Annotated in this window: 22 protein-coding genes; 9 read left to right on the top strand and 13 right to left on the bottom strand. The window is 63.4% G+C overall.

The window, feature by feature from the left end; genetic code table 11:
- Positions 1 to 197: 197 nt before the first annotated feature.
- From M729_RS0102920 to M729_RS0102895, 6 genes are all read left to right on the top strand, one after another.
- A complete protein-coding gene (locus M729_RS0102920; RefSeq protein ID WP_013530837.1) occupies positions 198 to 1,184 on the top strand; it encodes an ABC transporter permease in 987 nt (328 codons plus the stop codon).
- Positions 1,185 to 1,250: 66 nt separating this feature from the next.
- Entirely contained in the window at positions 1,251 to 2,279 is a 1,029-nt protein-coding gene (locus M729_RS0102915) for a sugar ABC transporter substrate-binding protein (RefSeq protein WP_013530838.1), read from the top strand.
- An 82-nt stretch (positions 2,280 to 2,361) separates the two neighbouring features.
- The gene (locus M729_RS0102910) at positions 2,362 to 4,485 is read left to right on the top strand and encodes an SMP-30/gluconolactonase/LRE family protein (protein WP_027160706.1); all 2,124 of its coding nucleotides are present in this window, start codon (positions 2,362 to 2,364) and stop codon (positions 4,483 to 4,485) included.
- Positions 4,482 to 5,537 carry a hypothetical protein gene (locus M729_RS0102905; RefSeq protein WP_027160705.1) on the top strand — a complete coding sequence of 352 codons (1,056 nt, stop codon included), beginning with the start codon at positions 4,482 to 4,484 and terminating at the stop codon, positions 5,535 to 5,537. Before M729_RS0102910 ends, M729_RS0102905 begins: the two co-directional genes overlap by 4 nt.
- The gene (locus tag M729_RS0102900; RefSeq protein ID WP_013530841.1) at positions 5,537 to 7,033 is read left to right on the top strand and encodes a sugar ABC transporter ATP-binding protein; all 1,497 of its coding nucleotides are present in this window, start codon (positions 5,537 to 5,539) and stop codon (positions 7,031 to 7,033) included. Before M729_RS0102905 ends, M729_RS0102900 begins: the two co-directional genes overlap by 1 nt.
- 218 nt (positions 7,034 to 7,251) lie before the next feature.
- Positions 7,252 to 7,659 carry a carboxymuconolactone decarboxylase family protein gene (locus tag M729_RS0102895; protein WP_013530842.1) on the top strand — a complete coding sequence of 136 codons (408 nt, stop codon included), beginning with the start codon at positions 7,252 to 7,254 and terminating at the stop codon, positions 7,657 to 7,659.
- A gap of 4 nt (positions 7,660 to 7,663) precedes the next feature.
- Here the strand turns inward: M729_RS0102895 and M729_RS0102890 are convergent, their stop codons facing one another.
- From M729_RS0102890 to M729_RS0102830, 12 genes are all read right to left on the bottom strand, one after another.
- Positions 7,664 to 8,551 carry an amidohydrolase gene (locus M729_RS0102890; RefSeq protein WP_027160704.1) on the bottom strand — a complete coding sequence of 296 codons (888 nt, stop codon included), beginning with the start codon at positions 8,549 to 8,551 and terminating at the stop codon, positions 7,664 to 7,666.
- Entirely contained in the window at positions 8,551 to 9,687 is a 1,137-nt protein-coding gene (locus M729_RS0102885) for a VWA domain-containing protein (protein WP_027160703.1), read from the bottom strand. Before M729_RS0102885 ends, M729_RS0102890 begins: the two co-directional genes overlap by 1 nt.
- A gap of 199 nt (positions 9,688 to 9,886) precedes the next feature.
- Complete coding sequence (locus M729_RS0102875; protein WP_027160702.1) at positions 9,887 to 10,768, bottom strand: MoxR family ATPase; 882 nt, start codon at positions 10,766 to 10,768, stop codon at positions 9,887 to 9,889.
- Between the two features lie 7 nt (positions 10,769 to 10,775).
- Complete coding sequence (locus M729_RS1000000139645; RefSeq protein WP_027160701.1) at positions 10,776 to 11,780, bottom strand: molybdopterin cofactor-binding domain-containing protein; 1,005 nt, start codon at positions 11,778 to 11,780, stop codon at positions 10,776 to 10,778.
- A gap of 1 nt (position 11,781) precedes the next feature.
- Complete coding sequence (locus M729_RS1000000139640) at positions 11,782 to 13,149, bottom strand: xanthine dehydrogenase family protein molybdopterin-binding subunit (protein ID WP_027160700.1); 1,368 nt, start codon at positions 13,147 to 13,149, stop codon at positions 11,782 to 11,784.
- A 13-nt stretch (positions 13,150 to 13,162) separates the two neighbouring features.
- The gene (locus M729_RS0102860) at positions 13,163 to 13,645 is read right to left on the bottom strand and encodes a (2Fe-2S)-binding protein (protein ID WP_027160699.1); all 483 of its coding nucleotides are present in this window, start codon (positions 13,643 to 13,645) and stop codon (positions 13,163 to 13,165) included.
- Between the two features lie 59 nt (positions 13,646 to 13,704).
- Positions 13,705 to 14,499 (bottom strand): FAD binding domain-containing protein, encoded by a 795-nt coding sequence (locus M729_RS0102855; RefSeq protein WP_027160698.1) that lies wholly within the window; start codon positions 14,497 to 14,499, stop codon positions 13,705 to 13,707.
- A 13-nt stretch (positions 14,500 to 14,512) separates the two neighbouring features.
- Complete coding sequence (locus tag M729_RS0102850) at positions 14,513 to 14,956, bottom strand: SRPBCC family protein (RefSeq protein WP_013530850.1); 444 nt, start codon at positions 14,954 to 14,956, stop codon at positions 14,513 to 14,515.
- A 151-nt stretch (positions 14,957 to 15,107) separates the two neighbouring features.
- On the bottom strand, positions 15,108 to 15,935 hold the full coding sequence (locus M729_RS0102845) for an AraC family transcriptional regulator (protein ID WP_027160697.1): 828 nt from the start codon (positions 15,933 to 15,935) through the stop codon (positions 15,108 to 15,110).
- Between the two features lie 179 nt (positions 15,936 to 16,114).
- Positions 16,115 to 16,882, bottom strand: a complete 768-nt coding sequence (locus M729_RS0102840; protein ID WP_027160696.1) for an SDR family oxidoreductase — start codon at positions 16,880 to 16,882, stop codon at positions 16,115 to 16,117.
- 87 nt (positions 16,883 to 16,969) lie between these two features.
- Positions 16,970 to 17,968 carry an ABC transporter permease gene (locus M729_RS0102835; RefSeq protein ID WP_027160695.1) on the bottom strand — a complete coding sequence of 333 codons (999 nt, stop codon included), beginning with the start codon at positions 17,966 to 17,968 and terminating at the stop codon, positions 16,970 to 16,972.
- A 42-nt stretch (positions 17,969 to 18,010) separates the two neighbouring features.
- Positions 18,011 to 18,751 (bottom strand): ATP-binding cassette domain-containing protein, encoded by a 741-nt coding sequence (locus M729_RS0102830; RefSeq protein ID WP_013530854.1) that lies wholly within the window; start codon positions 18,749 to 18,751, stop codon positions 18,011 to 18,013.
- Positions 18,752 to 19,217: 466 nt separating this feature from the next.
- Between M729_RS0102830 and M729_RS0102825 the strand changes: the two genes are divergently transcribed.
- Both M729_RS0102825 and M729_RS0102820 read left to right on the top strand, forming a co-directional pair.
- Positions 19,218 to 20,207, top strand: a complete 990-nt coding sequence (locus tag M729_RS0102825; RefSeq protein ID WP_013530855.1) for a sugar-binding protein — start codon at positions 19,218 to 19,220, stop codon at positions 20,205 to 20,207.
- Positions 20,208 to 20,405: 198 nt separating this feature from the next.
- Entirely contained in the window at positions 20,406 to 21,188 is a 783-nt protein-coding gene (locus tag M729_RS0102820; protein ID WP_024501539.1) for a FadR/GntR family transcriptional regulator, read from the top strand.
- Positions 21,189 to 21,212: 24 nt separating this feature from the next.
- Here M729_RS0102820 and M729_RS0102815 read toward each other — a convergent pair whose 3' ends face one another.
- Positions 21,213 to 22,151, bottom strand: a complete 939-nt coding sequence (locus M729_RS0102815; protein ID WP_027160694.1) for an NAD(P)-dependent oxidoreductase — start codon at positions 22,149 to 22,151, stop codon at positions 21,213 to 21,215.
- Positions 22,152 to 22,270: 119 nt separating this feature from the next.
- Between M729_RS0102815 and M729_RS0102810 the strand changes: the two genes are divergently transcribed.
- Entirely contained in the window at positions 22,271 to 23,167 is an 897-nt protein-coding gene (locus M729_RS0102810) for an NAD(P)-dependent oxidoreductase (RefSeq protein WP_013530858.1), read from the top strand.
- The last annotated feature ends 261 nt before the right edge of the window (positions 23,168 to 23,428 follow it).

The following is a 23,428-nucleotide window of genomic DNA, read 5'->3' as shown; positions in this document are numbered from 1 at the left end:
GGCCGCAATGGCGCAACCAATTGCCAAAAGCGCAGAGTTTTCCGCGCATTGCGCCAGCTTCGGCAATCGATGCGTCCACTCGATAAATATCGCAGCCGGCCTGGATTCCGGGCGCGGATTCATTTGACGAACCGGCGTTGGGCCGATTAGCGTTCTTTCCCAGGGATGGCAGCGCTGCCATCGGGGCAAACGCAGACATGAACACCATCGGCTGGCCAAATTTCAGGAGCCTGAACCAGGAAGGCATTGTCTTTGCCATCGCCGTGGTGCTGTTCGTTGCAGCGGCTATAGGCCTGCCAGGTTTCATCGACCCCAACAATCTCGTCGCCATCGTCCGCTCCGTGTCGGTGCTGGGCATCCTTGCGCTCGGCATGGCCGTGGTCATCATCGGCCGCGGCATCGACCTCTCTGCCGTCGCGATCATGGCGATGTCGGTCGCCTGGTACCTGCAACTGCTGAATTCGGGGACGCCGGACGGGCTTGCCTTCGCCTATGTGCTGGCCGGTGTGCTGGCCATCGGCCTGCTCAATGGTTTTCTCGTCGCCTATGCCGACGTGCCGGCGATCTTCGTGACGCTGGCGACAGGCTCCTTCGTCTTCGGCTATGTACGCTCGCAACTGATCACGCAGGATGCCGTGCCGGTGCCGCAGGGCCATTGGGTCGAGTTGCTCGGTGGCCTGCGCTTCCTCGACATTCCCATCGAGGTTTTCGTCTTCGCAGGGCTGGCCTTCCTGTTCTTCCTGTTCCTGCGCTACACCAAATGGGGCCGCTATATCTATTTCGCCGGCGATAATCCGGTGGCCGCCCGCAACATCGGCATGCCGGTGCGGCCGATGCTGGTGCTGCGCTATGTGCTTTCCGCCTTCGTCGCACTGGTCGCCGGCCTGCTGACGGCGGCCAGCCTGCATTCGATCAATACCCGCGTCGTCAATTCGACGCTGCTCTACGATATCGTGCTGGTGGCGGTTATCGGCGGCATCGGCCTGTCCGGCGGGCGCGGCGGGGTGCGCAACGTGCTGGTCGGTGCGGCACTGATCGGCATCCTGCTCAACGCCATGACCATCATCGACATTCCGCTGCTCTACCAGAACCTGATCAAGGCAGCGATCCTGCTCGGCGCCATCATCGTCGACGGCATCATCAATCCACGTGACGAGCAGACCGCCCAGCAGGGCGACATTTAGACCTGAACTGCGGCGGACGGTTGGGGCCGGCCGCTGATAACAACGACCAAAGCAAAAGGATCCGACATGAAACTGATCAAGACACTCATGGCCGCCGCCACGGCGCTCGCTGTCACCGCCTTCGTGGCGCCAACCTTCGCCGCCGACGATCCGGGGCCGGCTGCGTACGCGCAGGCGCTCAAGGGCAAGCGCGTCATGCTGGTGCCGCTGGCAATGGGCTTCGACCTGGCGCAGGGCTGGGCGCACTATCTGAAGACCGAAGTCGAGGCCTGGGGCGGCGTGTTCGAGACGCGCGACCCGAACTGGGTCGTCGATGCCGGCGCGCAGGCGATCACGGACGCCATCTCCTCGGACACCAGGCCGGATGTGCTGATCATCCACGCGCCGGACCTCAACTCCTATTCCAAGCTGATGAAGAAGGCACAGGCCGCCGGCACCTATGTCATCCTGGTCGACAATCCCGCCAACTTCCCGGCCGACGCCTTTATCGGCAGTGACTGGGACCGGCTTGGCCAGCTCGAGGCCGAAGCGGCGATCAAGGGCTGCGGCCCGAACTCGTCGAAGAAGATCGGCCTGGTGCAGGGTGACCAGGCGAATTCCTCCAGCCTCTATCAGTATGCCGGCATCATGAAGGTGCTGGACAAGAATCCCGACTTCAAGGTGGTGGCCAAGCCCGATTCCAACTGGGATGCGACGACCTCGCGCAACGTGACGACGACGATGCTGCAGCAGAACCCGGATATCTGCTCGATCATCGATTTCTGGGATGGCGACGCCACCGGCGCGTCCGCCGCGATCCGCGATGCCAAACTCGACGGCAAGGTGTTCCTGGTCACCACCGGCGGCGGCGAGAAGGCGGCCGATTGCGACAAGCTGGTCGACGGCACCTATGGCGCTGTGGTGATGACCGATCTTGCTCGCCAGTCGGGCGACATGAACGCCATCATCAAGTTCCTGCTGCAGAGCGGCCAGCCGGCCGGCACCTCGCACACCTACATCTACACGCTGGAGAAGGCGACGACCAAGGCCGACCTCAAGCCCGACAGCTGCTGGGACCTGAAGGCGCTGCAGGCACAAGCGGCGGCGGCAAAGTAAGCCGCACCTTTTCGACTGAAGTACAAGCGAGGTGACCGGAAGGATCCGGTCACCTCGTCCCCTCATGGAATAGCAGCAGCCGATGTCCTTTCGCGAACGCCTCCAGTCCTGGCGCTACAATCTCGTGCCCGACCATGTCGTCGGCGAGATACTGACCAAACGCTGGACCGACAACGCCATTCCGTTCCTGGCGCTGGTGGCGACATTGGCCACCTTCGGCTCGGTCATTCCCGGCTTCTTCAAGCTGACCGCTTTGCAGGAATCGACCCGCCAGCTCGGCGAGTTCTCGATGGTCGTCACCGGCATGACGGTGGTGATGCTGGGTGGCGGCATCGATCTGTCGGTCGGCTCGATCTTCGCGCTGTCGTGCTTTTCCGCCGTCTATGTCTTCTTCATCCTCGAACAGTCGATCTGGCTGGCGCTGGCCGCATCGCTCGCCACCGGCCTCATCTTCGGCGCCATCAACGGCTACCTCGTCGGTTATCTCCGCTTGCGCGCCTTCCTCACCACGCTGGTGACCTTCATCTTCGGCCGGGCGCTGTTCGACATCCTGGTCACCACCTATGCCGCCGATGTGCAGCTCTCGACCGCGACATCGGATGTGCTCGACTTCATCGGCGACAGCACCTTCTGGGGGCTGTCCGTCTCGGTGTGGCTGGCGATCATCCTGGCCATCGTCACCCATATCGCGCTGACGCGTTCGCGGCCGGGCTGGCACGTGCTGGCGGTCGGCGGCTCGAGGCGCTCGGCGCATAACGCCGGCATCCGCGTGCGCCGCACGGTGTTCATGACCTATGTCTTCTCCGGCTTCTGCGCCTCGATCGGCGGCTTCCTCATTGCTTGCCGGCTGAGCGGGGCAGGGCCGGGCACCGGCCTCAACCTCGAGATCATGGCGCTGACGGCGGCGGTGGTCGGCGGCGTCAGCCTCGGCGGTGGCCGAGGCTCGGTAATCAAGGGGCTGATGGGCGCCATCATCGTCTTGACCATGACCAATGGGCTGATCCGGCTGGGCTACGGCACCGGCACCAACCAGATGGTGCTCGGCATCATGCTGGCAGTGGCGGTGACCATCGACATCCGCTGGCTGAAGAACCGGCACAAGGTGCTGAACGAGGTCTATGTCGCGCCGGTCTATCTCAAGATGGGCGAGACACAGTCGGCCGCACCCGGCTCGGGCACCCCATACGAACTCGACAACAGGCTGTCGGCCGCAGAGCATATCGGGCTTGGCGAGCTGGAGGGGCCGGAAGACGTCATCCTCGACCGCGACGACAATCTCTATTGCGGCACGCGCCATGGCGAGATCGTCCGTTTCTTCGCGCCCGATTATGTCAGGTCGGAGGTGTTTGCCCATATCGGCGGTTTCCCGCTGGGGCTGGCCTTCGACAAATCAGGCAATCTGATCAGCTGCGTCGGCGCCATGGGACTCTATTCGGTCTCGCCGCAGCGCGAAGTCAAACGGCTGTCGGCCGAGACATCGCGGTCCTGGACCTCGATCGTCGACGATGCGCGGCTGCGTGACCCCAACGACTGCGACATCGCACCCGATGGCCGCATCTATTTCACCGACTCGACCAAGCGTTATGACGCCCATGACTGGGCGCTGGATTCGATCGAGAACCGTGCCACCGGCCGGCTGCTGGTCTACGACCCGAAGGACGGTTCGACGAAGACGCTGCTCGACGGCTACCGCTACACCAACGGTGTGTGCATGGCGCATGACGGCAAGTCGCTGTTCTTCGCCGAAAGCTGGGCCTGCCGCGTGCACCGCTACTGGCTGGAAGGGCCGAAGGCCGGCACCGCCGAATGCGTCATCCGCGACATGCCGGGCTATCCCGACAACATCAACCGCGCCTCCGACGGCAATTACTGGATGGCGTGGCTCGGCATGCGCACGCCGAGCTTCGACCTGTCGCTGCGCCATCCCGACATGCGCAAGCGCATGACGCGCCGGCTGCCGCAGGACGAATGGCTGTTCCCCAACATCAACACCGGCGGTGTGGTGAAATTCAATGACAGGGGCGGCATCGTCGAGGCGATGGGCGATCTCACCGGCGGCGCGCACCCGATGGTCACCTCGATGCGCGAGCACAAGGGGTATCTGTTCGTAGGCGGCATCCTCAACAACCGCATCGGCCGCTACAAGATTGCAGGCGCCGACCCGAACTGGACCAGCCCCGCTTCCTATTGGGGAGCAAAGCCATGATCCTCGACCCGGTGCTCGACCTGTTCCGCGGCAAGGCGGTGACCATCCCGCCGCTCGACGGCGCTTTTCGCCCCAATACGCGGCTGGATGATGCGCCGGCTTTTGCCGAGCTGACGGAACCGGATAATCTGCTGGTTACCGGTGACAGGCTGGTGGTCTCCAGCGGCAACGCCATCCATTCGATTGCTGCTGGAGCGCAACCTGTCGTGGTCGAGACCTTTCCGTCTGCCGTCACCGCGCTGGCGCTGTCGCCATTGGGCGAACTGACGGTCGGGCTGGAAAGCGGCAAGTTGCTGATGTCAGGCGTGGAGGTTTCGCTGCCGGCCGGGATCAGCTGCATCACCGCACTAGCCTATGCGGATGACGGCACGCTGTGGCTGGCCAACGGCTCGGCCGAGCATGTGCCATCGCAATGGGCCGCCGATCTGATGAAGAAGGGCGCGTCCGGTTCGCTCTGGAAGCGAGACGCGGCAGGCGGTGATTTTCGCAAGCTCGCCGGCGACATTGCCTTTCCCTACGGGCTGCATCCTGTCGGCAAGGATGTGCTTGTCAGTGAAAGCTGGCGCCATCAGTTGGTGCGTTTCGGCGGCGCGACGGGCAGCCGTTCGACGGTTCTGACGCATCTGCCGGGATATCCCGCGCGGCTGTCGCCGTCCGCCGATGGTGGGGCCTGGCTGACCTTGTTTGCGCCGCGCAACCGGCTGATCGAATTCGTGCTGCAGGAAACGCATTACCGGCAGGACATGCTGAGCCAAGTGCCGCCGGCCTACTGGATCGCGCCGGCACTGGCGTCCAGCCGCAGCTTCCTCGAGCCGCTGCAATGCGGCGGCATCCGCACCATGGGCATCCACAAGCCGTGGTCGCCGAGCCGCTCCTATGGGCTGGTGGTCAGGCTCGACCAGAAGATGCAGCCGCTGTTCAGCCTGCACAGCCGCGCCAACGGCACGCGTCATGGCATCTGCAGCGTTGCGGAAAAGGACGGCCGGCTGTTTGTCGCCTCCAGAGGCGGCGACTGCGTGCTGGCGATCGACCTCGCTTCGGGAGGTTTCTGATGGAACCGATCGTTCGGCTGGAAAACGTCACCAAGAATTATCGCGGCGTGCCCGCGGTGAAGAACGTCAGCTTCGAACTGCGCAAGGGCGAGATCCATGCGCTGCTCGGCGAGAACGGCGCAGGCAAATCGACGCTGACCAAGATCATCGCCGGTGTGGTCGACGCCACTTCAGGCAAGATGTTCCACAAGGGCCAGGAAATCGCCTACGCCTCGCCGCACGCAGCGCTTGAAGCCGGCATCGCGATGGTGTTCCAGGAGACCAGCCTGGTGCCGTCGATGACGGTGGCGCAGAACCTTTATCTCGGCACCGAAAAGTTCCTCAACCGGCTGCGCGGCACCTACATTTCAGCGCAGCAGTTCCTGCAGTCGCTGAATTTTCCGGTCGACCCCAACGCCATGGTGGCAACGCTGGGTGCGGCCAAGCGGCAGATGGTCGAGATCGCGCGCGCCGTCCACCACAATGCCGAGATCATCATCTTCGACGAGCCGACGGCGACGCTGACGCCGGAGGAGAAGCGACACTTCTTCGCGCTGATCCGCCGGTTGAAGGCGGGCGGCGTCTCGATCGTCTTCATCAGCCATGCGCTGGAAGAGGCGCTCGATATCGCCGACCGCATCACCATCCTGCGCGACGGCGAGCTGGTCATTACCGACGACACATCCGCCTTCGACCGCGACAGGATCGTTTCCGCCATGGTCGGGCGCACGCTATCGGGACAGATCTACCGCCAGCGCGACGAAGCGAAGCTGCGCAAGGCGGGCAAGAAAGTGCTGTCGGTGCAGGACATTTCGATGAGCAATGTCGTGCGCAACACCTCTTTTTCGATCTTCGAGGGCCAGATCACCGGCGTGTTTGGGCTGATCGGCTCCGGCCGCACCGAGACATTCAAGATCGTCTCAGGCATCTACAAGCGGGATTTCCTGCGCGGCGGCGCGATTGAACTCGATGACAGACCGGTGCGCTATCTCGTGCCGAGCGAAGCGGTGGCCGACGGCATCGTCTATGTCACCGAGGACCGCAAGAGCGAAGGCATCTTCGAGACGATGGGCATTGCCGAAAACCTGTTCGGCGGACTGCTGGCGGCGGGCCGCGAAAAGGCCTGGGTGATCAACACGCAGGAGATGCGCGCGCTCTCGGCCGAATGGACGAAGACGCTGAACATCAAGGCAATCAACGACAATGCGCGCGTCGTCGAGCTGTCAGGCGGCAACCAGCAGAAGGTGGTGATCGGCAAGGGGCTGGTGCAGAAGCCGCGCATCGTCATCTTCGACGAGCCGACACGTGGCGTCGATGTCGGCGCGATCGCCGAGATCCACCAGATCATCAACCGGCTGGCCGATGAGGGGCTGGCCGTCGTCGTCATCTCGTCCTACCTGCCGGAGATCATGAACCTGTCCGACCGCATCCTGGTCTGCCGCCAGGGCCGCATCGTCGAGGAGTTTTCGCCGGCGGAGGCCACGGAGGAGAAGATCATGTACGCGGCCGTGCATTAGATTCAGGTGAGGCCGGCCTGCAAATGATGGCTTCCTGCGCTTCCGGTGCTCACGTACGAAAAGTACGCTCTGCTCCGGTTCTCGGAATCCACCATTTTCGACTCGGCCTGACCTGAATCTAGACGCCGGCGCTGGAAAAGTGAATCGGACGAGTGGATTGGCCGCAATTGCTCAAGACCTGATTCAATTCACGCAACCATCCAACGAAGGAAAAACCCATGGCCACCACAAAACTCCTCAGCGATGCCGAGGTCGAAAAGATTCCCGCCGTGAAAGCCGTGTTCGACGACATCCGTACGACGCGCAAATCTGATTTCGTCAACAATTTCTGGCGCGGGCTGGCCAATGATCCTCCGGCGCTGAAGCGGATCTGGGAACAGTTGAAGGTGGTGATGGTCGCCGACAGCGCCATCGATCCGCTGACCAAGGAGATGATCTACATCGCGGTGTCGACCGCCAATGGCTGCTCCTACTGCGTCCACTCGCACACGGCGGCAGCCCGCGCCAAGGGCATGACCGATGCGCAGCATGGCGAACTGGTGTCGATCATCGGGCTCGCCGGCCAGACCAACCATCTGGTGACGGCGATGCAGATTCCAGTCGATCCGCAGTTCGAGGTGAAGTGAGGCGTCACACCGGCCGGTAAACCTTCTCCGCCGTGTTCCAGAAGATATCCGCCTCGGCCACCGCACCATGCTTGGCCACCGCGTCGCGGTGCGCCTTGATCAGCTCAGCGTGGCTGGTCCACAGCTTCTCGATCGGGAAGTTCGAGCCGAACATCAGATGGTCGGCGCCCAGGATATCGATCGCGTTGTCTACGACATAGGCGATCAGCAGGGGATCGTTGCGGTGGACGAAGGTGCCGAGGCCCGACAGCTTGGCGTAAAGATTGGGCGCCGCCGACAGCGTTTGCAGGCCTGCCTTCCAGGCCTCGGTGGTTTCCGGTTCCATGCCGGTCAGCATGCCTGCATGGGTGAGGATGAAATTCGTTTCGGGGTTCTCGCCGACCAGCGTCAGGCCGTCCTTCATTTGGGCGGGGAAGAGCTGCAGGTCGAAGGACAGGCCATAATCCTTGAGCCGCGCCACATTGGCGCGCACTTTCGGGTCGATCACCTGATCGGCGGAGGCGGCGAAGCGGAAGGCCGGGGTCTCGTGCCAGTGCAACTGCATGCGCACGCCGCGCAGCAGCTTGTATTTCATCAAGCGATCGATCTGAGGCCTGATATCGTCGACGGTCATGTCGGTGTAGCCGACGATGGCATGCGGCCAGCCGGTTTCGTCGGACGTCTTCTGCAGGAAAGCGACTTCCTTCTCGAAATCCTCCTTGGCCCAGTTGGTCTGGACGTAGACGGCCTTCTCGACGCCTGAATCCCTCTGGTCTTCGAGAAATTCCTCGATCGGATAGTCGCGCCGGATCGGTTCGTAGGGGCCGAAGATGCGCGGCACCATCGGTCCGACCAGCCATGGCTGGTCCTGTTGGCGCCAGATGTGAAAATGTGCGTCGATGGCTTTCTGCATCACGAAACCCTCTTCCAGATTGTCGCCGCCGCCGGAGCAGGGCGGGCGAGCGACAGGATGAAATCGGTGAGACCGGCAAGCGACGAGCCGTCGACGAGATCGTCGAGGTCAGGCAGGATGGCGCGAAGTGCCGCCGTTGCCGGCCGGAAGCGCGGGTCGCCGGCCAAAGGTGTGGCCAGCGACAGCCGGAAGGCGCGGGCGCTCAGCCGCCGCATGGCTGTCTCCAACTCGGCATGATCGCCGCGTTCCAGCGCGTCGGACAGGATGACGATAGCGGCACCGCGTGCAAAGGCTGAAAAGCGCGGCACCGATAGGAAAGCGAGCAGCGTCGGCCCCATCCGGGTGCCGCCGTCCCAATCGTCGACCTGGGCAGCGGCGCGGGCCAATGCCTGGTCGCGGTCGCGGATGCGCAATGCCGCGGTGATGCGGGTCAGCCGCGTGCCGAAGGTGAAGATTTCGGCGCGGTCCGCGCCTTGCACGGCGGCATGCGCCAGCTTCAGATAGTCCGCGGTGTGCAGCTTCATCGAGCCGGAAACGTCGATCAGGAGCAGCAGCTTGCGCGGCACGGTCTGGCGGCGGCGCAGCAGCGGCGAGGGTACGTCGCCATCGGCGCTGACGATTTCCCGCAGCGACCGGCGCAGATCGAGCTTGCCGCGCGAATGCGTGCGCACGGTGCGGAACGAGCGGCGGGCGGGCAGGGCTGAAGCGAGCCTGCGGCGGAAAGCGGCAAGGTTGTCGTCGTCGCGCTTGAAATCGCGGGTACTCAGTTGTTCGGCGCCGGAAGAGAGTTCGCCACCTTCCTGATGGCTGATGACCTCGATCTCTTCCTGGCTCGCACCGCCATCATCCTTGATGCGGGTTTCCTCGTCGGCGTCGCCTTCGACCACGGCGGACCTGTTGCCATAGAAATGGCTCTGGAAATGCGCTTCGAATTCGTCGCGGCGGTCGGGCGGCGGCGCCAGCGTGGCAAGGGCGGCCTCGCGGATGTCGGCCATCGAGCGCGGCCCGAGCAACGTCACCGCCTGCATGAAACAGGAGACTTGCTCGGGGGCTATGGCAAAGCCGTAGCGGCGCAAGAGCCTGGCAAAACCCAGGAATGGCGAGGCGGCGCGGGGGAAGCTTGTTTCCCGCATCATTCTGTGTCGCCCCCCTCTGTCCTGCCGGACATCTCCCCCTCAAGGGGGGAGATTGGCAGCTTCGGCGCTTCGCTCTGTTCGGCGACGTCAGCGATTAGCGAAAGCGGGGATGACATCCGATCTCCCCCCTTGAGGGGGAGATGTCCGGCAGGACAGAGGGGGGCGCTGTCCCGCCAGCCTTGCGAAATGACCTCCCGCGTCACGCCAGTGCCTCCTCGACGATCCGTCCAAGCTCCGGTGCGATGTAGGAAAGGTCTTCCTCGTCCTTGATCAGCACGCCGATGGCGCGGCGGAGGGCTTCCGGCCACGGGCTGCCGCCTTTCTCCAGGATGGTCGCGGCATTGGCCCATTCGACGGCCTCGGCGATGCCGGGCGGCTTGGCCAGCGGCCGGGCGCGGATGGTCTGCACGGCTGCCGCCACTGCGCGCGCCGTTGCTTGCGCCACATCGCCGGCGCGCAGCATGATGATGGCGGCCTCGCGCTCGGCGTCGGGATAGCCGATCCAGTGGTAGACACAGCGGCGGCGCAGCGCCTCGGCAAGCTCGCGGGTGCGGTTCGAGGTCAGGATGACGATCGGCTGCGCCGTGGCGCGGATCGTGCCGCGTTCGGGAATGCTGATCTGGAAATCGGAGAGGAATTCCAGAAGCAGCGCCTCGAATTCATGATCCGAGCGGTCGATCTCGTCGACCAGCAGCACGCGCTGTTCCGGCGCCTTCAGCACCTGCAGCAGCGGCCGGGCGATCAGGAAACGGTCTTCGTAGATGTCGATCTCGTGCTCGCCGGCGTGGCGAATGGCGAGCAGCTGGCGTTGATAATTCCATTCGTAGAGCGCGTGCGCAGCGTCGATGCCTTCATAGCATTGCAGCCGCACCAGATCGCGGCCGAGCAGCGCGGCGATCGCCTTGGCCGCTTCCGTCTTGCCGACGCCTGGTGCGCCTTCGAGCAGCAGCGGCTTCCCCAGCCGGATCGCCAGGAAGATCGCGGTCGCAAGACTGTCGTCGGCCAGATAGCGCGAGGCGGCAAGATGCTGCGCCACCGCCTCCGGTGAGATTGCGACAGTCTCGGCGCTTGTCCCGTTCATTCCAGCCTCAGTTCGCCGCTTGCGCCTTCAGCGCGCGCAGGACGCGCTCCGGCGTGATCGGCAGCGTGTCGATGCGCACGCCGACGGCGTCGAAGACGGCATTGGCGACCGCCGGGATCTGCGGGTTGGCGCACATTTCGCCCGGCCCCTTGGCGCCGTATGGCCCGTCCGCCGATGGCCGCTCCAGCACGATGATCTCGGTCTCGGCGAGGTCGCCGGGGCCGGGCATCAGATACTGGTTGAAGTCCGTGCCGCCATGGTCGCGGTTGGGATAATAGGGCTCGGTCGTCTCGTAGAGCGCATGGCTGATGCCCATCCACGAACCGCCGACCAGTTGCTGTTCGACCATTTTCGGGTTCAGCGCGCGGCCGATCTCGAAGACGTTCTTCACAGTCAGCACGGTGACCGCGCCGGTCTCGTCGTCGACCTCGACCTCGGCCACGGTGCAGGCATGCGCGTAGCAGGTCGATGGCTTCATCGCGCCGGTTTCTTTCTCCGGATAGGAGCGCGGAATCAGGAACATGCCGCGGCCCGAGATCGAGCGACCGCGCTTGAAATGCGCTGACAGCGCGACATCGAAGATCGAGATCGATTTTTGCGGCGCGCCCTTGACCAGTATGTTGCCCTGGCCATCGGTCTCGAGGTCGGAGGCGTTGACCTCCAGTTCCTCGGCCGCCACTTCCAGCATCACCTGCCGCGCTTCCCTTGCCGCCTGGATGACGGCGTTGCCGGCGCGGTGCGTGCCGCGCGAGGCGAAGGTGCCCATGCAGTGCGGGCCGGTGTCGGTGTCGGCGGTGTCGACGACGACGCGGTCTGTCGGCACGCCGATGGTCTCGGCGCAGATCTGCGCCATGATCTGCTTCATGCCCTGGCCGAGATCGACGGAGGACAATGTCACCATGAAATTGCCTGTTGGCGTCGAGTGCACCAGCGCCTGCGTCGGGTCGCCGCCGAGGTTCATGCCGGTGGGATAGTTGATCGCGGCAACGCCGCGTCCGCGCCTGATCGCCATCTCAAGCTCCCTTCACGTAGGAGGACATCGCCAGGTACTTTTCCGCCACCGGCCAGTTGGCGGCGCGCGAAGCTTCCTGCATGCATTCGATCAGTGCGGCGCCCTCTGTCGGCTGGCGGTGCGCTTTCATATCACCGTCGCGATAGGCGTTGATGAAGCGGAATTCGAGCGGATCCATGCCGATCAGGCGCGCCAGCTTGTCCATCTGCACCTCCAGCGCGAAATCGCCGATGGTGACGCCGAAGCCGCGCATGGCCGACGACGGGGTGCGGTTGGTGTAGACGCAGTAGGTGTCGATCCAGACGTTCGGAATAGTGTAGGGGCCGGGATAATGCCCCGCGCCCTTCTGCGCGCCATAGGGCGAGTGGCGCGAATAGGCGCCGGCATCGGTGTATCCGGTGACCTTGCGCGCGACGATGCGGCCATCTTTCATGACGCCGTCCTTGATGACGACCTTTTCAGCGGCGCGCGGCGACGAGATCTGCATCTCCTCCTCGCGGCTGTAGATAAAACAGACTGGTCGTCCTGTTAGTTTTGCGCCGAGGATGGCGATCGGCTCGACGATGACGTCGACCTTGCCGCCAAAACCGCCGCCGACTGTGCCGCCGACGAAATGCAATTTGCTGCCCGGCATCTGCAGGATGATCGAGGTGTTGTCGAGCGTGAAGAACATCGCCTGCGTGTTGGTGTAGCAGGTGAAGCGGTCATTGCCCTCGGGCGCCACCACGCAGCCGGTGGTCTCGGTCGGCGCGTGCTCGATCGGCGAAGACTGGTAGCTCTGCTCCAGTATGTGGTCGGCGCCGGCGAAGCCCGCCTCGACATCGCCGAAGCGCACCTTGCGGCACTCGCCGCTATCATAGAGGTAATAATTCTGGCCGTGATATTCGTTGACCAGCGGCGCGTCGGGTTTCAGCGCCTCTTCCATGTCGAAGACGGCCGGCAGCACCTCATAGTCGACCTTGACCTTGGCTGCGGCCTCTTGTGCCGCGCGCTCGGTTTCGGCCAGCACCGCCACCACGGCCTCGCCCTTCCAGCGCACCTTGCCGTCGGCAAGCACCGTCTCGTCCTCCGGCCCGATCTGGATCAGGATCAGGATGGTGTAGACATTGTGCGGCACGTCCTTGGCGGTCAGAATTTTCACCACGCCCGGATGTTTTTCCGCCTCCGAGGTGTCGATCGAACGGATGCGGGCATGGTGATGCGGGCTGCGCACCATCTTCAGGTGCAGCATGCCGGGGAAATTGCGGTCGGCGAAAAAGGCGGTCTTGCCGGTGACATGGCCAGGCGAATCCGAGCGCGGCCTTGGCTGGCCGATCTCGTGCAGATCGTCCTTGCGGACATCGGCGAAGTAGTTCTTGCGCAGTTCCATTGTTTTGGACCCCTCAGGCCGCGTTCTGCGAATTGGCGCGGGCGGCGGTCAGCACCGCCTGGATGATCGGCTCGTAACCGGTGCAGCGGCAGATGTTGCCCGACAGCGCCTCGACCACCTCGTCGCGGCTGGGATTGGGCGTGTGGTCGAGCAGCGCCTTGGCCGCCATGATCATGCCCGGCGTGCAGAAGCCGCATTGCGTGGCGAACGTGTCGAGGAAGGCCCGCTGCAACGGGTGCAGCACGCCGCCTTCCGCAAGACCGGATGTCGTGGTGATGGTTGCACCATTGCAGGTCTCGGCCAGCGTCAGGCAGGAGAGCCGGAGTTCGCCGTCGATGATGACCGAACAGGCACCACAAGTGCCCTGATGGCAGCCGCCCTTCGGCGAGGTGTCACCGATCTTGTCGCGCAAGGCGTGCAGCAGCGTCGTGCCGCTATCGATAAATTCGGCCTTTTCAGAACCGTTGAGCGTGAACTGAACCGGGATCTTTGCCATGTTTTCCTCCTTGCGCGCCTGCCCGAACCAGCGGACAGACGCGCGCCCCCGAACAAATATTATGCGAGCAGCAACCGGCCGAGATGAACCGGCAGGACTTCGGCGCGATACCAGGCGCTGGCGATCGGGTCGGTGACGGGCGAGGTGCCATCACCGGCCGCGGCCAAGGCCGGCGCGATGCCGTCAGCGGTCAGCGTTCGGCCGATCAGCGCTTTTTCCGCCGCCCTGGCGCGCATGGGCCGGTCGGCCATACAGCCGAGTGCAATCCGCGCCGAAGATACGGTGCCGTCTGGCGACTGTTCCAGAGCACCGGCTATGCTGAGCACGGAGACGCCCTTGGGCTTGACCCTCGACACTTTCAGGAAGCGGAAACTGTCGGCCTTCGGAAGCGTGAAGCTCACGGAAGTGACGACGGCGCGGCTGCCGTCCCGATTGGCCAGGAAGGTCTCGATCGGCGTTTCACCGTCATCGGTGCTGACCGTCGCATCGAGCGCCAGCAGGGCAACAGCGAAATCGCCATACGGGCTCGGGGCAAAAAGATTGCCGCCGACGGTCGCCATGTTGCGGATGGCCGGGCCACCGACGGCGCGGGCAGCCTTGGCGAGCGTGCCAAGCTCCGGATGGCCGGCGATCACCGCCATGGTCACCGAAGCGCCGATGCGGACTTTATCGCCGGCAACGGCGATGGTGGACAAAGACGGCTCGGTCGACCTGACAAGGCCGGAAACCGAAACGTCGCCTTCATTGGCCGCGCGGACAACCAGCGTGCCCCCGCCGAGATAGCGTGTGCCCTGGGCTTTCAGTGCCGCGCTAGCGTCCTTCACCGTTGCAAAAGTCTGCAGTGCCAGCGCCATGGTCTGGCTCCTGTCAGCTCTGGCCGGCGAAATGGCTTTTCAGGGCGTTGAAGCCGCCCTGAAAGACATTGGCGCCCATGCCCTCGGCCAGCTTGTCTGCCTCCTCGGGGGCGGCGTCGAAGCTGGCGGTCCATTCGGCGTAGGTGCGGTCGCCATCGGTCACGCGCCGCAGCTGCAGGGTCGCCTTGTGGTTGGTCAGCGGCTGCGGCGTCTCGAGGATGGAGTAGCTGACCAGGAAATTCTGATCGGAGAAGTCGAGCAGCTTTTCGCGCAGGCGGGCGCCGCTGGCGAGCTGGAAATTGCGCACGCAGCCGATTGTGGTGGCATCCTTGCCGTCTTCAATGTGGCTTTCCACCATGCGCGGATGCCAGTCCGGCAGCCCGTTGAAGTCGCGTATGCGCGCCCAGACCTTTTCGACCGGCGCGTCGATGACGCTGGAGATGGTGACTTTGGCCATTCAAAATGTTCCCTTGCAAAAGCGATCCGGTGCAAGGGTAGGGCGGCCATTTCAGCGACGCTTATCAATGCGTCTTGAGCGCCTATCAAGGAGTCTGAAAAAGGGCGGGGAGTCTGAAAAAGGGCGGGGAGTCTGAAAAAGGGCGGCTGGCTCAGGCGATCGCCCGCGCGGCCTCGCGGTAGAGCGTCGGCGGCACGCCGACATGGTCGCGGAAGAAGCGCGAGAAATTGCCCTGCGTGGTGAAGCCGAGATTGCAGGCGACCGAGATCAGCGGTTCCTGCGACCATTGCAGCTGCCGCACCGCTTCCTCCACGCGCAGCGTGTTCCAGTAGACATTGGGCGTCAGATTGGTCTGTTCCTTGAACAAAGCGAAGAAATGCGGTCGCGACAGGCCGACGCTGCGCGCCACGTCGTCGAAGCAGATGCGCTCGCAGACATTGGCTCTCATCAACTGGATTGCCTTGCGGACACGAAAATCCTGCATGGTGTTGATGCGGACACGGGCCTCCTGCGGCGCCGAGGCGTCGGCGGCGTCGAGCACGCTATCGATGAAACGCTCGATCTCGTAGTTGGCGATATCGTCGACGCTCTCATTGTCGCTGAGGTGGTCGAGCAGATTGGCGGCGGCCTGATGCAGCCACGGTTCCAGCGTGATCGCGGCTTGTGAAAACAGCGGCGCCGACGAAGGCAGGTCGCGGCGGCGCCGCGCCCAGTCGGGATCGACGTAGAAGGCGAGAAACAGACCGGGCGTCCCGTTTTGCGACAGAACATGGCTGTGCGGCTGGAAGGAGTTGATGCCGGCGGCCGTTCCAGGCCCAAGCCGGACGGTCTCGCGGCCGATGGTCATTTCGCCGGCCGTACCTTCCAGCCAGATGATGAGATGGGCCTCGACATGGGCATGGGTGACGAAGTCGCTTGCGACATTCAGGATAGAAACATGTCCGAACCGGCCCCAGTAGAGCCTGATCGCTTCCGTCATGGGTATATCCTCCCGCAGGCGACTGGCCTCCCTTCGCCTGCAGTGGGGATTGTGCGGCCGAGTTCGGGGCCGCGTCAAGACGCGCGCGGGCGGCGAGGGCGAATGACGGCCAGTGAGGCCGGATTTTCAGACTGAGCGATACGCACTGGGACGAATAGCGGTCGGGAGAATTGCCAACCTCAAACCGAAGCCGTCATGCCGCCATCGACATACAGCGTATGGCCGTTGACGAAGGACGAAGCATCTGACGCCAGAAACACGGCGGCGCCGATCAACTCGTCGACATTGCCCCAGCGCCCGGCCGGCGTGCGCTTTTCCAGCCAGGCGGAAAATTCGGGATTGTCGACCAGCGCCTGGTTCATCTCGGTGCGGAAATAGCCGGGCGCGATCGCATTGATCTGCAGGCCGTGTTTGGCCCAATCGGCGCACATGCCCCTTGTCAGGTTGCGGATCGCGCCCTTGGTGGCGGTGTAGGGCGCGATGTTCGGCCTTGCCAGTTCGCTCTGCACCGAACCGACGTTGATGATCTTGCCCTTGCCGCGCGGGATCATGTGGCGGGCGACCGCCTTGGCCGCATGGAAGGCGCCCGACACATTGGTCTTGAACAGGCGCTCCCATTGCTCCTCGGGAAAGTCCTCGAGCGGGGCGCGGAATTGTATGCCGGCATTGTTGATGAGGACGTCGATGGCGCCGATCTCGGCCTCGATGCGGGCAATGTCCTCGTTGACCGCCTGAAAATCGGTGACGTCGAATACCGAGGCGTGCGCCTTGAAGCCGGCGTTGCGCAGCTTTTCGACGGCGCTGTCGATCCTGGCGGCGTCGCGGCCGTTCAGCACCACGCTTGCCCCATGTTCGGCCAGGCCCCGAGCCAGCGCGAAGCCGATGCCCTGGCCGGAGCCGGTCACCAGCGCCAGCCGGCCCTCGAGGCTGAACAGGGAGTTGGCCATCAAACCGTCTTTTGTTTGACCATGATCTCCGGACAAACGGTTCCGTTTGTCCGAGAAAACCGGTTTCCACTTTTCGGGATCATGGTTCTAGTCGCTGCGGCGGAAATTGCGGATGCGGTCGAACAGCACCGCCAGCAGGATGGCGCCGCCGATGAAGACGCCTTGCCAGAAGGCATTGATGCCGAGCAGGCCGAGACTGTTGCGGATCACCTCGATCAGGGCCGCGCCGACGATGGCGCCGAAGGCGGTGCCGACGCCGCCGGCCAGATTGGCGCCGCCGATGACGGTGGCGGCGATTACCTGCAGCTCCATGCCGGTGCCGAGATTGGTGGTGACGGCACCCAGCCAGCCGGTCTGGATGATGCCCGCAATGCCCGCCGACAGCGCCGAGATCATGTAGACGGCAACCTTGATCTGGCGCACCGGAACGCCGGTCAGCGTTGCCGCGTGCTCATTGCCGCCGATGGCGAAGATATGGCGGCCGAACTTGGTCCAGCGCAGGATGAATCCGGTGATCAGCGCCAGAAGGATCATGTAAAGCACCGGGTTGGCGATGCCGAACACCCAGGCGCCGCCGCCCAATGACAGAAGCTTGGCATGGTCCGGCCCGAACTGGAAGACCACCGTGTTGTTGGAGGCGACCATGGCGAGGCTTCGGGCGATCGACAGCATGCCGAGCGTCACCACGAAGGGTGGAAAGCCGAGATAGGCGATCAGCACGCCGTTGAAGGCGCCAATGGCGAGCGCGGTGGCAATCGAGGCCAGGATGCCGACCTCGATCGAGTAGCCGGCATGCATGATGACGGCCAGCACCATCGACGACAGGCACAGCACCGAGCCGACCGACAGGTCGATGCCGCCGGTGATGATGACGAAGGTCATGCCGAGCGCGATGATGGCGACGAAGGTGATGTTGCGGGTGATGTTGTAGAGGTTCTTCGAGGTGGCGAAAGCGTCGGTGGCAAACGACAGGAACACGCAGGCAAGGATGACCGCGATCACCACCCAGAAAGTCTGGCTGGCAAACAGTCTCGCGGCCAAGGATTGCTGCTTATGCTCGATCGGCTGGTCAATTGTCAGTGCCATCGTCGACCTTCATCTGCTGTGCGTGGTGGAATTCGCTTGAAATCAAACCTGTTCGATAGCGCCGGTGATCAGCCCGGTGACTTCCTCGGGCGAGCTCGACGCAATCGTCTTGTCGGCGACCTTGCGCCCGCGCCGCATGACGATGACGCGGTCGGCGACGGTGAACACGTCGGGCATGCGGTGGCTGATCAGCACGACGGCGATGCCCTGATCGCGCAAATGGCGGATAAGGTTCAGCACTTCGGCGACCTGGCGCACCGAGATCGCCGCCGTCGGTTCGTCCATCAGCACGATCTTGGCCTGCGACAGCATGGTGCGGGCAATCGCCACCGCCTGGCGCTGGCCGCCCGACATCTGCTTGACGAGGTCGCGCGGACGGGTCTCGGACTTCAATTCGGCGAAGAGCTGGCCGGCACGCTTGTACATCGAGGCATAGTCGAGGATCCGGAACGGCCCGACGCCGCGCCGCAACTCACGGCCGAGATAGACATTGGCGGCGGCAGTCAGATTGTTGCAGAGCGCAAGGTCCTGGTGGACGATCTCGATGCCGTGCTGGCGGGCTTCCGCCGGCTTGTGCAGGATCAATTCCTTGCCGTCCATGTGCATGGTGCCATGGCTCGGGCGGAAATTGCCAGCGATCATCTTGACCAGCGTCGACTTGCCGGCGCCGTTGTCGCCCATCAGGCCGACCACCTGTCCGGGCTCGATCGACAGCGAAACGTCGTTGACGGCCTGGATAGCGCCGAAATGCCTTGAGATGTTGGTGAGTTCGAGAACCGCCACCAGCCTTTGCCTCCCCGTGTTTTGCGACCTGCAGCTGTTACCGGCGTGGATGCCGACGCTGCTTTGGCCTCGCTCTCCCCGGCTCCTCCCGAAGACGGCGTTAGCGTTCTTTTACGCAAAAGCCGGCGCACGTCAATCAATTGTCGGACGAATTAGGCCAGGACTATTTTAAAAATCCGTTTTGTAGGACAAATAGCATTGACGTTGGCGCCAAGCCGATATTAGCTAAGCGTCGGAGGAGATTATGCCGATCCCCGCTGGCGGTTCGCCGGCCGGAATTGGCGGAGGTTTGACGGTCCAGGATCCGGCGGCACCTGTGTGTGAGCTGGTCTGAAGCCGAATCTGGAAATGCTTATCGATCTGTCCTGGCGACACGAGCGCTCGCGAAACGACCCTCGGTCATCACGCATCCGGTCGATCTGTATGGCGGGCACGCCGTGTCCGTTTGTTTCAAGGGAGGACTGACATGAGGAAAACACTTTTGCTCGCCGCCGTCGCCGCCATGGCGTTGGGTGCCGGGCCGGCTTTGGCCAAGAAACAGCTCGTCATTGTCGTGAAAGGTCTCGACAATCCGTTCTTCGAGGCCATCCACCAGGGCTGCGAGAAATGGAACAAGGAAAACGCCAGCTCGGAATATGAATGCTTCTACACCGGTCCGGCGTCGACTTCGGACGAGGCCGGCGAGGCGCAGATCGTCCAGGACATGCTGAGCAAGGCCGACACGGTGGCGATGGCGATCTCGCCGTCCAACGCGCCGCTGATCGCGCAGACGATCAAGAGTGCCAATCCGTCGATCCCGATCATGACGGTCGACGCCGATCTCAGCAAGGAAGACGCAGGCCTTCGCAAGACCTATCTCGGTACCGACAATTACCTGATGGGCAAGAAGATCGGCGAGTACATCAAGAAGGGCAAGCCGAATGGTGGCACGATCTGCACCATCGAAGGCAACCCGGCAGCCGACAACATCCTGCGCCGTGCGCAAGGCATGCGTGACGCACTGTCGGGCAAGGAGGGCCTCGCCGCACTTGCCGGTGAAGGTGGCTGGACCGAAGTCGCCGGCTGCCCGGTGTTCACCAACGACGACGGCGCCAAGGGCGTGCAGGCGATGACCGACATCCTCGCCGCCAACCCCAAGCTGGACGCCTTCGGCATCATGGGCGGTTGGCCGCTGTTCGGCGCGCCGCAGCCCTATCGCGATCTGTTCGGACCGCTCAAGGACCGGATCGCCAGCAACGACTTCGTCATCGGCGCTGCCGACACGATCGGCGACGAGATTGCGATCGCTCGTGACGGCCTTGTAACGGCTCTGGTCGGCCAGCGGCCGTTCGAAATGGGCTACAAGGCACCGTCGGTGATGATCGACCTGATCGAAGGCAAGGCGGTCGCCGATCCGGTGTTCACCGGCCTCGACGAGTGCACCAAGGATACGGTCGACACCTGCATCCAGAAGTAGGTTCTCGATTTCGGGGCGCCCGGCTGCGGGCGCCCCGTCATTCCTGGACGGAAGCGATAATTCCCGAACGGACGCAATGGTTGGGGCAACCGGCTCCGGCTTTGCTGCGCCCGTGATCTGGATTTTTCGGCAACGAGATCGGCGCCCGTGCGGTTCGGACCAGTCCGGACGACAGACGGTCGACGCATTGGAACGTGGATGCCGGACGAGAAGTCAAGCAAGCGAACCGACCGGGCCAAGGCACAAGCCGGCCACGGCCCGGCTGTCATGCGCAAGGCCGGTGCCGCGCATTTTGCGGGAGCGAGCGTCCATGTCTCGCTGGCCGGCGAGATCGGCCTGCGGATCGTGCGTGGCGACTATCCGCCCGGCACCATCCTGCCCAACGAGTCCAGATGGGCCGAGATCTTCAATGTCAGCCGTTCGGCGGTGCGCGAAGCCATCAAGATGCTGATGGCGAAAAGCCTGTTGGCCTCACGCCCCAAGATCGGCAGCTGGGTCGAGCCGAAGGAGCGCTGGAACCTGCTCGACCGCGACGTGCTGGCCTGGTACGCGACGGCGCCCGACCGCGAGGCGTTCCTGCGAACCGTGCAGGAGTTTCGTCATATCATCGAGCCGGAAGCATCGGCCTTTGCCGCCATACGGCGCAGTGACGAGCAAATGGCGGAAATCAGCCAGGCCTGCCGCGAGATGGGCGAAGCCTTGAGCCTGCAGGAGCGTATCCGCGCCGATACGCGCTTTCATCTGGCCATCCTGCGCGCCTCCGGCAACGACCTTCTGGTGCCGCTCGGCGTGCTGATCGAATCGGCGCTCGACCATCTCTTCGCATTCACGACACAGCAGGTCGCCGATCAGCGCCAGGCGCAGAAGCTGCATGAGGCAATCGAAAAGAACATCCGCCTGCAGCGCCCGGCCGCGGCGCGCAACGCCGTGCACAAGCTGCTTGCGGATACCGATGAAGGGATCGGGCGCTGGAGGCGGTGATCGGCGCCTGCGTTGGGCAATCGGTTAAATGGTCTGCTTCTTGCCATCCTTCATCGGCATCAGGTCGACGCCGTTCACCTTGCCGATATGCGTTGCCAGCATCGGTACGAATTGCTCGGCCGGGCCGGTTGCATGAGCACCGGCGAAGGCGTTCTTGGTGGCGTTGCCGAGCGGGTTGGCAATGCCGGCCGCACCCGCCATCGATTCCAGATAGGTCAGGTCCTTGAAGGCATTGGCGATGGTGAATTTGTGCGCGTCGCGGTCACCTTCCAGCGTCCAGCGCATGAAGGTCTGGTAGAAGCCGCAATCCATACGGCCATTGCGGATGACGCTGTCGAAGCGCGGCGGCGGGATGCCGACCTTCTCAGCCAGTGCCAGTGCCTCGGAATAGATCGCGGCGTAGCCGAGCGAGATGAAATTGTTGAGCAGCTTCATGCGATGGCCATCGCCGGTGTCGCCGATATGGACGATGCGGCCGGCCCAGGTTTCGATTACCGGTTTCACCCTGGCAAAGAGGGCGTCCGGCGCGCCGACCATGGCGTCGAGTGTGCCTTCCCAGGCTTCCTTCGGCGTGCGGCTGAGCGGTGCGTCGACAAAATCGATGCCGAGCGCCTTGAGTTCAGCGGCAAGCGCAATGGTCGAGACGGGGTCGGAGGTCGAGCAGTCGACGACGACGGAACCTTTCTTCAAACCCTCCTTGAGGCCGCCCGGGCCGCGAATGATGGCTTCGACCTCGCGCGAACCGGTGACGCAGATGAAGACGATTGTCGATGCCGCCGCCACATCGCGCGAGGTCGATGCTTCGGTGGCGCCGCGGCCAAGCAGGTCTTCCGCCGGCTTGCGGTTCTTGCGGCCGAGAAAGGTCAGGCTGTAGCCCTTGTCGACGATGTTCTTGGCGATCCCGTGGCCCATCAGGCCAAGCCCGATGAAGCCGATCTTTTCGCTCGCGGCAGTCGTGTTCATGTCTTCAAGTCCTGTTGCAATGATTGATGTCAGGCGCTGCCGTTTTGCAGGCGTGGGTGGTTGCGGATGGCGATATTGTCTGACAATACACATAAATTCCTGAGGATGTGGAGAGCAAAATGACGAAGCGGATCATGTTCACCGGCGGCAGCGGCAAGGCCGGACGCCATGTCGTCCAGTATCTGGTCGAGCAAGGCTGCCAGGTGCTCAACATCGACACCAGGCCGCTCGACAACCCCAAGGTGCGCACGCTGATCACCGACATCACCGACAGCGGGCAGGTGTTCAACGCACTGTCGAGCTATATGGGCCTGCATGAATTCGACCCCTCGCTGCGTCCGCAGCCGGTCGATGCGGTGGTGCATTTCGCTGCCATCCCGCGCATCATGATCACCACCGACAACGAGGTGTTCCGCATCAATGCGCTCGGCACCTACAATGTCATCGAGGCGGCGGTTAAGCTCGGTATTCGAAAGGTAATCATCGCCTCCAGCGAGACCACCTATGGACTGGTCTTCGCCAACGAGCCGCGCGATCCAAAATATTTCCCGCTCGACGAGGAGTATGACGTCGATCCGATGGACAGCTATGCTTTGTCCAAGGTCGTCAACGAGAAGACCGCGCGCGCCTTCGCACAGCGCAACGGCACCGACATTTACGCCCTGCGCATCGGCAACGTCATCGAGCCGCACGAATATTCGCTGTTTCCGAAATGGTTCGCCGATCCGGGTTTCCGCAAGCGCATCGCCTGGAGCTATGTCGACGCGCGCGACCTTGGCCAGATCACGCTGCGCGCCATAGAGAAGGACGGGCTCGGCTATCAGGTGTTCAACGCGGCCAATGACGACACCTCATCCGACCTGCCGACAGCCGAACTCTTGAAGCGGTTCTACCCCGGCGTGCCGGTCAAGGCCGAACTCGGCGAATACGAGACGCTGCTCTCCAACCGCAAGGCGCGTGACGTGCTGGGCTTCCGCCCGGAGCATAGCTGGCGCAAATACGTCAAGCAGGCCTAGGCATGTCGACATTCAGGTGATGCCGGCCTGCGAATGACGGCTTTCTGCGCTTCCGGCCTTCGCCGGCCGAAGCACTTATGAGTGGTCGTGGCAGTCAAGGCTACGGCCGGCGTAGGCCGGTGCTTACGTACCCAAAAGTACGCTGCGCTCCGGTTCTCGAAATCCGTCATTCTCGGCTCGGCCTGACCTGAATATCGACATGCCAATCAAGCGGCGGATCGGGGCTGATCTGTGCACAGCGGGCAGCTTTGCGATGCAAGC

It is taken from the genome of Mesorhizobium sp. WSM1293 (assembly GCF_000513875.1).
Taxonomy (GTDB): Bacteria; Pseudomonadota; Alphaproteobacteria; order Rhizobiales; family Rhizobiaceae; genus Mesorhizobium; species Mesorhizobium ciceri.
Note: the sequence above shows the minus strand (reverse complement) of the source record. Positions and strands in the feature narration are given on the sequence as shown.

Coding starts and splice junctions, on each gene's coding strand:
- M729_RS1000000139640 (WP_027160700.1), bottom strand. CDS start 13,149: ATGGAACTGCGCAAGAACTACTTCGCCGATGTCCGCAAGGACGATCTG.
- M729_RS0102920 (WP_013530837.1), top strand. CDS start 198: ATGAACACCATCGGCTGGCCAAATTTCAGGAGCCTGAACCAGGAAGGC.
- M729_RS0102810 (WP_013530858.1), top strand. CDS start 22,271: ATGACGAAGCGGATCATGTTCACCGGCGGCAGCGGCAAGGCCGGACGC.
- M729_RS0102895 (WP_013530842.1), top strand. CDS start 7,252: ATGGCCACCACAAAACTCCTCAGCGATGCCGAGGTCGAAAAGATTCCC.
- M729_RS0102825 (WP_013530855.1), top strand. CDS start 19,218: ATGAGGAAAACACTTTTGCTCGCCGCCGTCGCCGCCATGGCGTTGGGT.
- M729_RS0102855 (WP_027160698.1), bottom strand. CDS start 14,499: ATGGCGCTGGCACTGCAGACTTTTGCAACGGTGAAGGACGCTAGCGCG.
- M729_RS0102850 (WP_013530850.1), bottom strand. CDS start 14,956: ATGGCCAAAGTCACCATCTCCAGCGTCATCGACGCGCCGGTCGAAAAG.
- M729_RS0102875 (WP_027160702.1), bottom strand. CDS start 10,768: ATGAACGGGACAAGCGCCGAGACTGTCGCAATCTCACCGGAGGCGGTG.
- M729_RS0102860 (WP_027160699.1), bottom strand. CDS start 13,645: ATGGCAAAGATCCCGGTTCAGTTCACGCTCAACGGTTCTGAAAAGGCC.
- M729_RS1000000139645 (WP_027160701.1), bottom strand. CDS start 11,780: ATGGCGATCAGGCGCGGACGCGGCGTTGCCGCGATCAACTATCCCACC.
- M729_RS0102820 (WP_024501539.1), top strand. CDS start 20,406: ATGCCGGACGAGAAGTCAAGCAAGCGAACCGACCGGGCCAAGGCACAA.
- M729_RS0102840 (WP_027160696.1), bottom strand. CDS start 16,882: ATGGCCAACTCCCTGTTCAGCCTCGAGGGCCGGCTGGCGCTGGTGACC.
- M729_RS0102815 (WP_027160694.1), bottom strand. CDS start 22,151: ATGAACACGACTGCCGCGAGCGAAAAGATCGGCTTCATCGGGCTTGGC.
- M729_RS0102890 (WP_027160704.1), bottom strand. CDS start 8,551: ATGCAGAAAGCCATCGACGCACATTTTCACATCTGGCGCCAACAGGAC.
- M729_RS0102845 (WP_027160697.1), bottom strand. CDS start 15,935: ATGACGGAAGCGATCAGGCTCTACTGGGGCCGGTTCGGACATGTTTCT.
- M729_RS0102900 (WP_013530841.1), top strand. CDS start 5,537: ATGGAACCGATCGTTCGGCTGGAAAACGTCACCAAGAATTATCGCGGC.
- M729_RS0102905 (WP_027160705.1), top strand. CDS start 4,482: ATGATCCTCGACCCGGTGCTCGACCTGTTCCGCGGCAAGGCGGTGACC.
- M729_RS0102885 (WP_027160703.1), bottom strand. CDS start 9,687: ATGATGCGGGAAACAAGCTTCCCCCGCGCCGCCTCGCCATTCCTGGGT.
- M729_RS0102910 (WP_027160706.1), top strand. CDS start 2,362: ATGTCCTTTCGCGAACGCCTCCAGTCCTGGCGCTACAATCTCGTGCCC.
- M729_RS0102915 (WP_013530838.1), top strand. CDS start 1,251: ATGAAACTGATCAAGACACTCATGGCCGCCGCCACGGCGCTCGCTGTC.
- M729_RS0102835 (WP_027160695.1), bottom strand. CDS start 17,968: ATGGCACTGACAATTGACCAGCCGATCGAGCATAAGCAGCAATCCTTG.